At 46.1% G+C, this 14,108-nt stretch carries 3 protein-coding genes; 2 read left to right on the plus strand and 1 reads right to left on the minus strand.

What is annotated here, in order from left to right; genetic code table 11:
- Positions 1–174 precede the first annotated feature (174 nt).
- Together R7040_RS03190 and R7040_RS03195 are read left to right on the plus strand one after the other, a co-directional pair.
- Positions 175–1,488 (plus strand): TolC family outer membrane protein, encoded by a 1,314-nt coding sequence (locus R7040_RS03190; protein WP_021707835.1) that lies wholly within the window; start codon positions 175–177, stop codon positions 1,486–1,488.
- A 2-nt stretch (positions 1,489–1,490) separates the two neighbouring features.
- Entirely contained in the window at positions 1,491–2,105 is a 615-nt protein-coding gene (locus R7040_RS03195; RefSeq protein WP_005377363.1) for an OmpA family protein, read from the plus strand.
- A gap of 87 nt (positions 2,106–2,192) precedes the next feature.
- Here R7040_RS03195 and R7040_RS03200 read toward each other — a convergent pair.
- The coding region (locus tag R7040_RS03200) for a tandem-95 repeat protein (RefSeq protein WP_411978180.1) at positions 2,193–14,108 on the minus strand (11,916 nt) is incomplete at its 5' end.

Genomic DNA, 14,108 nt, shown 5'->3' on the forward strand with positions numbered 1-14,108 from the left:
AAGCAAGCTTTGCCTCGTATGCTAGAGTTTAGAGAGTAAGATTGTTGTTTTTTATTGAATTAAACATTTAAACATCAACAAGTTGATAATACGCACTAAGAAAATTCATTGTTTGTAACTTCTCGTCTCAAATATGAAACAGAATAAGAGCGACATGATTTTAGGAGAACTAACGTGAGATGGAATCGAGTACATATAGCCTGCTGTTGCTTAATAGTGTCTTCACCAGTTTTCGGTCAAACTCTAGAGCAAGCGGTTGCACAGACGCTACAAAATAACCCCGATATTAAAAGTGCATTTAACGAGTTTATGAGCCAGAAGTACATAAATGAAGCTTCATCAGGTGCTTACCTCCCCTCTGTTGATCTAGATGCTGGAATTGGATATGAAGGATTAGACCCGTCAGATGAAGTTGGTCGAGGCGACACGGATTACACTCGAAAGGAAGCTTCAGTGACACTGACCCAACTAATATGGGATGGTAGCGCTACGTTAAATGATATTGATCGAACCGCAGCTGATGCTGAATCTGTTAGATTTCAACTCTTAGCAGATGCTTCAGATAAGGCACTTGAAGTGACTAAAGTGTACTTGGACGCTGTTAAAGCGTATGAAGTCCTAAAGCTTTCAGAAAACAACCTTGCTGTTCATAAAGATATTTACGATGATATTAAAAAACGAGTCAACTCGGGTATCGGCTCTACTGCTGACTTGACGCAGGTAGAAGCACGTTTGGCAAAAGCACACGGAAACTTAGCTGCTGCTCAAAATAACCTGTATGACTCTCACACGATGTTCACTCGTTTAGTCGGTCAAACACCACAAGGGTTAATCTTTCCGAGAGCGGACCAAAACTTTATCCCGTACACGGTTGATGAAGCGGTAGGCTTGGCATTTGAACTTCATCCCGTTATTCAAGTGGCGCTCGCAGACGTAGACTCGGCTAAGTTTCAATACAAACAGTCTAAAGGTGTTAATTACCCAACCATTTCCATTGAAGCTTCGCAAACATGGCGTGACGACGCTGATGGTTTAAAAGGTCGAAGTGATGAGACACTTGCCATGCTGCGTCTACGCTACAACCTATTCAATGGCGGCAGTGATGCAGCGAACTCAGAAAACTTCGCCTACCAGCTAAATAAAGCAAAAGACTTGCGTGAAGGTGCCTATCGCAATGTTGAAGAAGGGTTAAGGCTTTCTTGGAGTGCGCTTGATTTAACATTACAACAAAAAGAGTTTCTATCAGATCATGTAGACTCTGCGTCTGAGACCGTAATTGCTTACGAGAAGCAATATCGCATCGGTAAACGAACACTGCTTGATCTATTGAACACTGAAAACGAGCTCTTTGAGGCGCGTAAAGACTACTTAGATTCTAAATACGCAGAGCAGTACGCCAAATATCGAGTGATGAACGCAACTGGGCAACTGTTGAGTGCATTAAGGGTTGAAATGCCTAAAGAATGGCTAGAAGAAGTGGAGTATTAATTATGAAACACATAGCTTTTATTACACTCTCATTAATGCTCTCCGCATGCAGTTCATCAGATCGTGGTGATGAATATGATTACATAGATACCCCAATTGCCGATCAGTGGGCTGATCATATAGATGATGACTCTGACGGAGTCATTAACGAGCGAGATTTGTGCCCGGGTACACCTTTGGGTGCCGAAATAGACAACGACGGTTGTGGTTCGTACGTTGACTCCTCACAAGAAATGCAAATTCGAGTACTATTTGCGAACGATTCCGATGTGATCAACCCTATCTTTACGCAACAAATTCTTGAACTATCCGACTTTTTGAAAGAGTACCCGAACACGTCTATAGAGATTCAAGGTTATGCTAGTCGCACTGGTACTGCAGAACATAATCTTGACCTATCTAAGCGCCGCGCTGAAAACGTTAGAAAAGAGCTCATGAAGAATGGCATTAGTGGAGATAGAGTTACCATTGTCGGCTATGGAGACACAGTACTTGCGACACAAGGTACAGACCAAGTTAGTCACGCATTGAACCGTCGAGTAACCGCAACAGTGATTGGCCACAAGGGTGAAGTGAAGAAAGAATGGACCGTTTTCACAACACTTCCAAAAAGCTAGCACAACAATAAACAGACCGTAAAAATAAAAGGTCTAGCAAATTGCTAGACCTTTTTTGATTTTAAATTTGACTACAGTTTAGCGCTACTACATGTCTTTGTACTGAGCTTCTAAACTCGCAATTAAGCTTTGAGTCACATCATCAACACTTGCACCGTCAAAATGGATGTCCAATGTCGAGCTCCCTTTTGTAATACTCAGGTTTGCCTCAGATCCCCCGTCTGGTGCCACTTCTACATGATACTCTCCGACATCACCAGTATGATCACCTGATTGAAGATCATTAAGAAGCTCTCCAATTTCATCTTTAGATAAGTCGTCAAACAGATCTGAGAAGTCTAGAGCGTCTTCAATTTTATTGAAGTCAGTGACAGTATCAACATCGTTAGTGACTTCACTCCACTTAAAGATGTCGGCCCCTTCTGACCCTGTTAAAGTATCACTACCTAAACCACCAATCAGAATATCATCCCCTTCACCACCAACGAGTATGTCGTTGCCACCATGACCAAATAGTAAGTCATCACCAGCGCCGCCATATAAATTATCCGATTTATCTCCTTGGTGAGTTTGGTTGAATTCTTCCAAGTTATTTCTAACGTACTCATGTATATCTTCGCCGTCAACGGTAGACACATCCTGACCCGTTTGCTGCGCCACATGTGATTGAATCGCACTTAAGCCTTGTTCATTACCACCAAACTCAATTAAGTCACCTAACAAGATATCGTTACCTTCACCTCCTTGAATAGTGTCTGAACCTTGTTTGAGAGGTACATCTTGACCCAATATCGTTTCAGCAAGCTTAGTAACATCAATATCTGACTCTACCACACCATCAGTGTCATACTGCTTGAGTGTATGTTCATCAACGCCACTCCCAAGACCTATCGCTTCTATAGAGGACAATGCCGCTAGTACTTGATACATGTGTTGAGCTTGTGTCGAGCTATTCCCTTCATCGTAATAACGGATAGAGCCATAATATCTGTCGATATCGCCAAGGATTCTTCCTGTTAGCGGTGAATAAACCTTACCGTAACTATCTATAACGACATCACCTTTGTAGGTAACTGTTTGTCCGTATGAGTAATTGTTTTTACTCGCAATATCTTGCAGGGTAACAAGCTTGCCAGAATTATCGACGTCCAAAATCACTTTCGAGAATTCACTCGGTGCTACACCATAGAGGTATGTTGCTCTATTTGGTTGACCATCCGTAACAAAGTACGTGATATTTTGGCCATTAGGGTTAGGTTGACTGCTGAACCATTCAACGGCCGACTGTAAGCCCGCCTCATAGTTTGTGCCGCCAGAACCCTCATCATCAATTACACGATTCAACTCTTCTACAAACTCTTTTCTTGCTGTAAGAGAACTCAAGTCAACAGAAATCACCGCTGATGCACTTGAAGCAAATTCACTAAGGTGAATATTCACTGTCCCTGGCTTCTCTCCTTGATTTACCGCACTTAACAGCTCATCAAACACGTCTAGCACTTCTTGCTTCGCAGTTCCTACCCAGTTACCCATGCTCCCTGAAGTATCCAGAACAAATGCGATGTTGTAGTCCTGACCTGCAATGATCTCCAATCCTTGAACATCACCAACAATAATATCGTGATCGTCACTACCCGTTATCTGATCATTCCCATGTGATCCCGACTCCAACACATAGTCACGAGCTGTAAGCTCAACGGATTCAGTTGTTGAAGCTGCGTCATTATTTGATCCTTCAACAGACGTAGCAGTAACGCTTAGCGGGAACTCTAAGCTGCCTTCATAATCGAATGGCACTCTGATATCCAGGGAAAGCTTACCATCTGTACCAAGAGTGACAGGGTAATCTCCATTTGAATCTTGCTTAATTGCGAGCCCATCAACATACACGTCAACACCGTCTGGTAGATCTTGTACAAGAGCAGTCTGCGCTAAATCCTCACTTCCATCGACATCAACTAGATCAACATCCACATCGACCGAAATCCAGCGATCTTGAAGCACTTCATAAGTGCCATCAGGTTTCAAATCAACAATTTTGTCTGCAAAAACAACGCGTTCAATTTCATATAAATGATCACCTCGGTCATCACTACCTGTATGATCGTTTACCGAATCGATAGAACGACTATCTAATAAAATCCAATATGGAACTTTACCGCCATGATCGTCTTTGAAGGTCATTTTGTAGTCATCAAAGTTCCCTGTTAAGTAAACTGTATCTTTACCATCATGCAGAGTAAGACTGGTCGCGTCATCACCATAAAACGTATCATTGTTACCACCGCCAACAAATACGTCATCGCCACCGCCACCATAGAATACATCGTTGAAATCTGTCCCAACAAACAAGCTGTCGGTGTCACTTAAGTCAGTATTGACTCCCAACACAACACCAGCGTGTGTATTAATTTTAGGTACTGCATTATCCAACCCAAGGTTGGCTGCGACAGCCTCATTTTCGGTATTGGTATTATTTATTGCCGATGTAGCTAAGTGATGGTTTGGATCAATAGCATCTCGTTTAACTAAGTCGCCAACATTGATCGTGATCGTAGGTGCATCTGCGATAGCAACAACATTGATATCAAGTGTATTTGTTACGCCAGTATTTGTGGTATAGCTAATTAATGGAACGTCACCTGACCAATGCTCAGCAGGTTCAAATATGTAACTACCATCTCGGTTTACTAGTAACGTACCACTAGTCAAAGAAACACTTTCGCCTACCTCGTAATCAGCACCATCGATAGTAAGATGATCTACCATCAGAATATTGTCGCCGTCAGAGTCATTAAGCAATACATTCCCTTGTAGAGTATTGTCTTCTATGGTTTCGCCCAAATCACTTTCCGTTTCCGTCGGTAAGTTCTCATGTACTACAACATTGATCACCAAGTTAGATTCTGCTGAATCACCATTCGAGCTTTCTGTACTCGTTGCAGTCAAATTGATAGTGAAGTCATCATGGGAGCCCGCAGGTGGAGTCACAGTAAGTGCATCTAATGCCCAACTTGTCACGTCCAGTTCTTCATCAATAGTTGCGACAGTAATAGAACTATTTCCATCTGAAAGGATCGCACCTACAGGTAAGCCAGTTAGCGTGACTTTAAGTGATTCAGAGCCATCTGTATCATTTAAGCTTGCTTTAATTTCAGAGAGCGGTATCGCTGTATCTTGTAACCCTTCGTTCAGCTGGTATGTTTCGTAAAACGCAACACCATTAACTTCTTGTAGTTCAGACGTTCTGATATCAGTTGCTTCTAGTGCACTTTCATCACTAACTACGTAAAGACTACTATTGCTCAGGTTGACAGGCGCTTGTCCATTAATGGATACATCCACATTAAAGTTACCCGGACCACTTTGGTTATGGTGATAAATTTCAATTGGATAAAAGCCAGATACCGAAGGGGTAAAGCTAGCTCCCTTAATATCACCACTGTCGCTCCCCCAACGAGCTTGATCAAGTAACGTACCACCCAACTTGATTGCAAGGCTATCATCTGCTTGCCCAACAAAGTCGTAACTCGAGCCAGCTTCGAGATAAACAAGAGATGTGACTAGAACGGCCTCATTTGCCAAGGTTGCATGAGTCCCTAAATCTTCCACATTTGCCCAACTCAATCGAGTACCATCGGCTTCATTAAGAGCGTTGATCGCTGAGATTAGAGTCTCTCCATTGACCCCCATACCATCACTAGAACCAACTTGAACATTACTCCATGTCGTAACGTTAAACTCTTGTTGAGGCAATGAGTTTAATGGCGTCACTGCGATTAAGTTCGGTTTATCAGCGATAGGGTTTACGTCTATTGTCAGTGTTGACTCTTGACCGATACTCTGTCCATCTGTTGGTTTAAAGCCAATTTGAGCGTAACTAGACTCCTGGTCTCCGACTTGATTTCCGCCGAAGCTGTCACTGCCAGACTCATTTAATTCAGGTACAAAACGAACACTGTTTTCATCAAAGAGCGGCTTATCAAGCACTTGATCGATTTGGACAGACTGCCAATCGCCTTGCGAATCTCTGTACTCTAATGAGCCATCGCCAGGAAGCGTTGTAATTTGAACGGAGAGATCTGATACATCAGAGTCCACATCGCTAATACCGAATGATGACCAATCAAGCATCACTTGAGTATCTTCATTCATCTCAACCACTGAAGGCGAAGATTCAGGAGCATCATTCACATTTACCAGAGAAACATTTACCTCGGCAGTATCAATCCCGCCAGTTCCATCGATAACCTCAACCTGAAGCGTATAATCGCCCAAGTCAACATCATCGATTGTCTTGTTCAATGAAATCTCTCCGCTTGTCGGGTCGATATCAAAAATACCATTAGTGCTCGAGCCATCTGCAAAGCGGTATACAAGCACGTCATTATCGTGATCTTCAGCAACGACCGTGCCGATAACGGCCCCACTCACCGTGTTTTCGTTAACTGACCCGAAGTCGTAAACATCATCATTTGGTTTGTCACCAGCACTATCGCCGCCAGAAATAAACTCTGGAGCGTGCTGAGCATCTATAATAGAGACTGTTGCTTCATTCGAGTCACTTGCAAGCGTCGAATCTGCACCAACCGTATCAATTAGAGTCACGGTTAGGTTTTCAAGATCTTCGTAAATACCATCATCGAGAGTTTTTATATCAATCGGCGCCGACGTTTTACCCGCTGGAATCGTGACTGTGTACGTACTTGGAGCAATATAATCTTTGTCATCAACATTCCCTCCGATTGTGAATGTTACCAGTACATCTTCATCTGCTTTTTGGTCAATGTTGACGATAAATTTTGCATCACTACCTTCATCAACTGAGGATTGATCTGAGCTAATAGTCACTTTCGGTGCACTTTGGGCATCAACGATCACAACACTTGCGCTGTTATTTGAAGCAATGCTCGCATCAGCGCCATCAACCTCTTTAATGGTTACTGTGAAAGATTCTGCGCCCTCATAAATACCATCGGTGACCGTCAGTAAGTCAAGAGCAGCTGAAGATTGACCCGCAGGAACTTCAACACTCAGAACGCCAACAAAATCTTTTCCATCTTGGGCCACGCCACTATATTCGAAATGAACCGTAACACTCTCATCTGCAACTTTATCAAGTGTCAGCGTAAAGCCTGCCGTTTCACCTTCATTTACGCTATTTTGATCGGCACTAATACTAACTAAAGGTGCAGGATCAGAATCCACAATATTTGCGTTACCAGTTGCAATACCATTACTGGTGACACTACCGATTTCCGTAACCGTAAGACCAAAGCTCTCATCACCTTCATGGACATTATCTAGTTTGGTCGGGACTGCGACTTTAAATTCAGCGACACCTGGAGGTATAGTAACGTCTCCATTAGGCGCTATATCTAATGTTTGAGTTTGACCATGAGTATCCACATAGGTCACTACCATAGTGCCTAGATCAACATCTTCCGCAGTATAGCGATCATTTGTTGTTGACTTCAGATTGACGACAACGGCCTCTTGAACAGGGTTAGAGAGTAAAACGGTAAATATTGCGTCAGTTCCTTCAATTACATCGCCCGCATCTATTACGCTAAGTTCTGTACTATCATTATCAAGAACTGTTGCCGTCCCCGTTTCACCTCCGAGCTCAAGAACGACCGTTTCGCTGCTTTCCACAACCAAGTCATCAATAGTCGGAATCGATATTTCGAAGCTACTTATACCTGCTGGAACAATCAAGTAACCACCTAAGAAAACAACACCATTTGTGTAGGTTGCATTCGATAGATTTATGTCATTCTTATCAACTGAAGAACCTTGAGCAAGCATATCAACTTGGTACTTAACAGCAGTGCTGGTGACTTCATCTAAAACAACCGAGAACGTGATATTGTCACCCTCGGTCACACTATCACCGACCACAGACAGACTTGGCCCGTTTTCCGCAACATTACCATCTAACATTTCGTTAACGATATTGACTGTAGATGGATCGCTAACGCCATTTTCAGAGTCGACTGCAACATATCCAAAGCTGTCTTCGGCAGGAACACCTTCTACATAACGTAACTCCCAGTTACCTTCATTTTTCGTAGAAAAATCTAACTGAGTAATGACCGAACCTTCAGGAAGAGCTAGATCTTTCCCATAACCAACGCTTGTTTCTTGGAATAGCATGAAGTTGCCTTCAGGCTTCAAAAACTCGAACGTTTGAGTCTGTTGGACATTATTTGAATCTAAGTATGTAACCGTAATAAGTGCTGCGTTGTCATCACCGTAATCAAACAATCCACCTAATCCATCTAAGCCAAGGTTTACGCTGCCCACAGGATTATTAGACAAGTCGATCGTAATCGTTTCACCTTTCTCAATACCCTGCCCATCATTGTCAGCGATACCATTGCCGATGTGTGACACCTGGCGGTTGTACTGCGCAAGCTCACCGCTATCAGAAGAAATGGTGATAGAAGCTCCATTTGCTAAATGCTCAGTACGGGAATGTGATGAACCACCATCCTCACTTAATCCCCAGTTATTGAAATCTGTTGTAGATTCCGAGCCATTAGGCGTATTTGGACGATCTTTGATACCTAATAAGAAGCCAACATTATCAGCTTCATAGTAAAGGCTGTCTTTGTCATAAAGCGTATCGCTTACTTCTTTAATTTCGTGCAACTCACCATCACTATCTTTAAAGAACAACGTACCTGAGGTTGGCAGTTCAGTAATTCGGACATGTAGATCGTTGCCTTTTAAGTCGTCTTCAACATCCGCGATATGATCTTGAGAGTCACCGCGACCCAGAGGCTTCGTATCGGTATCAAACACAACGTGCGTAAGCTGATCATCGGCCACATGCGTAAAGTCCTCACTGTCAGGCTTGTCATTGACTGGCGTCACATCGACGTTCACCGTGGTGGACTCACTGACGCCACCGGACGTAACGATGTAGATAAAGCTGTCTGTCCCGTGGTAGTTGTCGTTTGGCGTGTAGGTTACACTGCCATCCGGGTTGACCGAGACCGTGCCGTTAGCTGGTCCGTTATTGGTATCCAGCGACACCACTTTGTCGTCGCCTTCGAACGTGTCGTTATCTAAGACCTTAATGATGGTTGGCGTATCTTCCACAACCGTCGCGTTGTCTGCCACGATGTCTGCCACAGGCGCTACTGTGAAGTTCACCGTTTGACTAACGCTTTCAACGCTTGGATCGGTGGCGGTAAAGGTTAGGGTTTCTGAGCCGTTCCAGTCCGCAGTTGGGCTAATGGTCGCGATGCCATTTTCAATCGACACCAACACGTTGCTGTTGCCGGACACTGAGAAGTTCAGTGCGGAGTCGCTGTCTTTAAATGCGTCGTTTAAATCAATCGTGTAGATCGTAAAATCTTCTGCTAACACTTGATCTGAAATCACATTGTCGACTGTTGGTGCATCGTTAACGCGATTCACAATCAAACTATCACTGTCGCTAACCGTTGGATTAACACCATCCGATACTGATGCGCTGATCGTTAGGTCTTTAAGGTTGAGTTCGTCGTTGTTAACCGCGTCAACACCCGCTTGAGTCAGTTTGACTTCATCGCCAACTAGCGCAAAGTAGCCGTTTGAGTTGTTTTCTAAAGAAACGGTTAATTGCTCTTCTGGCGTGTCGATATCAGCGACTTCCAACGTTGCCACTACCGTATCGGTATTCACTGCATCTTCAGTGATACTTTCTACAGCATCGACCTTGATCGTTGGCGCATCGTTTACTGGGTTAACGGTAACAGCTACTTTCGCTTGGTCAGTCAGCGAACCATCAGTGATGGTGTAAGTGATTTCGGCGTCACCATGGAAGTTCTCAGCCGGTGTGAAGACCAGTTTGCCATCAACGATCTCAACTGTGCCTTGTGTTTCAGGTACGGAAGCCGATTCAATCGACAGCTTATCACCATCAATATCGGTGTCGTTTGGCAGGACATCAATCGTCACTGGCGTGTCTTCGTCAGTAACGGCATTGTCATTGGTCGCCACTGGCGCATCGTTCACTGGCGTCACATCGACGTTCACCGTGGTGGACTCTGACACCCCACCTGACGTAACGATGTAGGTGAAGCTGTCTGTGCCGTGGAAGTTGTCGTTTGGCGTGTAAGTGACGCTGCCATCCGGGTTGACCGAGACCGTGCCGTTAGCTGGACCGTTATTGGTATCCAGCGACACCACTTTGTCGTCGCCTTCGAACGTGTCGTTCTCTAAGACCTTAATGATGGTTGGCGTATCTTCCACAACCGTCGCTTTATCTGCCACGATATCCGCCACTGGCGCTACTGTGAAGTTCACCGTTTGGCTAACGCTCTCGCCGCTTGGATCGGTAGCCGTAAACGTCAGCGCTTCTGAGCCGTTCCAGTCTGCCGTTGGAGTGAACGTAGCAATCCCATTGACGATCGCCACTTGAATGTTGCTGTTGCCAGAGATGCTAAACGTTAACTCGCCATCCACGTTATCCACATCGCTGAAAGCGGTATTCAGATTGATGCTGTATGGCGTAAAATCTTCCGCCAAGGTTTGGTCTGCAATGCTACTTTCAACCACAGGCGTGTCGTTCACCGCATTCACGGTGACGTTGACCGTCGCTTGGTCAGTCAGTGCACCATCGGTAACGGTGTAAGTGATTTCAGCGTCACCATGGAAGTTCTCAGCCGGTGTGAACACCAACTTGCCGTCAACAATTTCAACTGTCCCTTGGTCACTCGGCACAGACGCCGAATCAATGCTTAACGTATCACCATCGATGTCAGTATCGTTTGGTAGGACATCAATCGTCACTGGCGTGTCTTCGTCAGTGACAGCGGTATCATCTTTTGCCACTGGCGCGTCATTCACTGGCGTCACATCGACGTTCACCGTGGTGAATTCCGATACCCCACCGGAGGTAACGATGTACGTGAAGCTGTCTGTACCGTGGAAGTTGTCGTTTGGCGTGTAAGTGACGCTGCCATCCGGGTTGACCGAGACCGTGCCGTTGGCTGGACCGTGATTGGTATCGAGCGACACCACTTTGTCGTCGCCTTCGAACGTGTCGTTATCTAAGACCTTAATGATGGTTGGCGTATCTTCCACAACCGTCGCTTTATCTGCCACGATGTCCGCCACTGGCGCTACGGTGAAGTTCACCGTTTGGCTAACGCTTTCGCCGCTTGGATCGGTAGCCGTAAAGGTCAACGCTTCTGAGCCGTTCCAGTCTGCCGTTGGGCTAATGGTCGCGATGCCATTTTCAATCGACACCAACACGTTGCTGTTGCCAGAGACGCTAAACGTTAACTCGCCATCCACGTTATCCACATCGCTGAAAGCAGTATTTAGATCGATGCTGTATGGGGTGAAATCTTCCGCCAAGGTTTGGTCTGCAATGCTGCTTTCAACCACAGGCGTGTCGTTCACCGCATTCACGGTGACGTTGACCGTCGCTTGGTCAGTCAGTGCACCATCGGTGATGGTGTAAGTGATTTCGGCGTCACCATGGAAGTTCTCAGCCGGTGTGAACACCAACTTACCATCAACAATCTCGACTGTCCCTTGCTCACTCGGCACAGACGCTGATTGGATAGACAGCGTATCGCCATCAATATCGGTGTCGTTTGGTAGGACATCAATTGTCACTGGCGTGTCTTCGTCAGTAACAGCGGTATCATCTTTTGCCACTGGCGCGTCATTGACTGGTGTGACATCGACGTTCACCGTGGTGGACTCCGATACCCCACCCGAGGTAACGATGTAGGTGAAGCTGTCAGCCCCATGGTAGTTGTCATTCGGCGTGTAAGTGACGCTGCCATCCGGGTTGACCGAGACCGTGCCGTTCGCTGGACCGTTATTGGTATCCAGCGACACCACTTTGTCGTCGCCTTCGAACGTGTCGTTACCTAAAACCTTAATGATGGTTGGTGTGTCTTCCACAACCGTCGCTTTATCTGCCACGATGTCCGCCACAGGCGCTACCGTGAAGTTCACCGTTTGGCTGACACTTTCACCGCTTGGATCGGTAGCAGTAAAGGTCAACGCTTCTGAGCCGTTCCAGTCTGCCGTTGGGCTAATGGTCGCAATGCCATTTTCAATCGAAACCAACACGTTGTTGTTGCCGGACACTGAGAAGTTCAGTGCCGAGTCGCTGTCTTTAAATGCGTCGTTTAAATCAATCGTGTAGATCGTAAAATCTTCTGCTAACACTTGATCTGAAATCACATTGTCGACTGTTGGTGCATCGTTAACGCGATTCACAATCAAACTATCACTGTCGCTAACCGTTGGATTAACACCATCCGATACTGATGCGCTGATCGTTAGGTCTTTAAGGTTGAGTTCGTCGTTGTTAACCGCGTCAACACCCGCTTGAGTCAGTTTGACTTCATCGCCAACTAACGCAAAGTAGCCGTTTGAGTTGTTTTCTAAAGAAACGGTTAATTGCTCTTCTGGCGTATCGGTATCAGCGACTTCCAACGTTGCCACTATCGTATCGGTACTCACTGCGTCTTCAGTGATACTTTCTACAGCATCGACCTTGATCGTTGGTGCATCGTTCACTGGATTAACGGTAACGGCTACTTTCGCTTGGTCAGTCAGCGAACCATCGGTGATGGTGTAAGTGATTTCGGCATCACCATTGAAGTTCTCGGCCGGTGTGAAGACCAGTTTGCCATCAACAATCTCAACTGTACCTTGGTTACTCGACACAGACGCCGATTGGATAGACAGCGTATCGCCATCAATATCGGTGTCGTTTGGTAGGACATCAATTGTCACTGGCGTGTCTTCGTCAGTAACAGCGGTATCATCTTTTGCCACTGGCGCGTCATTGACTGGTGTGACATCGACGTTCACCGTGGTGGACTCCGATACCCCGCCCGATGTAACGATGTACGTGAAGCTGTCTGCCCCGTGGTAGTTGTCGTTTGGCGTGTAAGTGACGCTGCCGTCCGGGTTGACGGAGACCGTGCCGTTAGCTGGGCCGTTATTGCTATCCAGCGACACCACTTTGTCGTCGCCTTCGAACGTGTCGTTACCTAAGACCTTAATGATGGTTGGTGTGTCTTCCACGACCGTTGCTTTATCTGCCACGATGTCCGCCACAGGCGCCACTGTGAAGTTCACCGTTTGGCTAACGCTTTCACCGCTTGGATCGGTGGCCGTAAAGGTCAGCGCTTCTGAGCCGTTCCAGTCTGCCGTTGGAGTGAACGTAGCAATACCATTGACGATCGCCACTTGAATGTTGCTGTTGCCAGAGACACTAAACGTTAACTCACCATCGGCGTTATCCACATCACTGAAGGCAGTATTTAGATCGATGATGTATGGCGTAAAGTCTTCTGCCAAGGTTTGGTCTGCGATGCTGCTTTCAACCACAGGCGTGTCGTTCACCGCATTCACGGTGACGTTGACCGTCGCTTGGTCAGTCAGTGCACCATCCGTAACGGTGTAAGTGATTTGGGCGTCACCATGGAAGTTCTCGGCTGGTGTGAACACCAATTTGCCGTCAACAATTTCGACTTTACCTTGTGCTTCAGGTACAGACGCCGATTGGATAGACAGCGTATCGCCATCGATATCAGTATCGTTTGGTAGGACATCAATCGTGACAGCGGTATCTTCTTGTGTTGTTGCCGCGTCATCTTTTGCCACTGGCGCATCGTTCACTGGTGTGACATCGACGTTCACCGTGGTGGACTCCGATACCCCACCCGACGTAACGATGTAGGTGAAGCTGTCTGCCCCGTGGAAGTTGTCGTTTGGCGTGTAAGTGACGCTGCCGTCCGGGTTGACCGAGACCGTGCCGTTGGCTGGACCGTTATTGGTATCCAGCGACACCACTTTGTCGTCGCCTTCGAACGTGTCGTTACCTAAGACCTTGATGATGGTTGGCGTGTCTTCCACAACCGTCGCGTTGTCTGCCACGATGTCTGCCACAGGCGCTACTGTGAAGTTCACCGTTTGGCTAACGCTTTCGCCGCTTGGATCGGTGGCCGTAAAGGTCAGCGCTTCTGAGCCGTTCCA

The sequence above is a fragment of the Vibrio sp. 1069 genome, from assembly GCF_033340555.1.

Coding starts and splice junctions, on each gene's coding strand:
- R7040_RS03195 (WP_005377363.1), top strand. CDS start 1,491: ATGAAACACATAGCTTTTATTACACTCTCATTAATGCTCTCCGCATGC.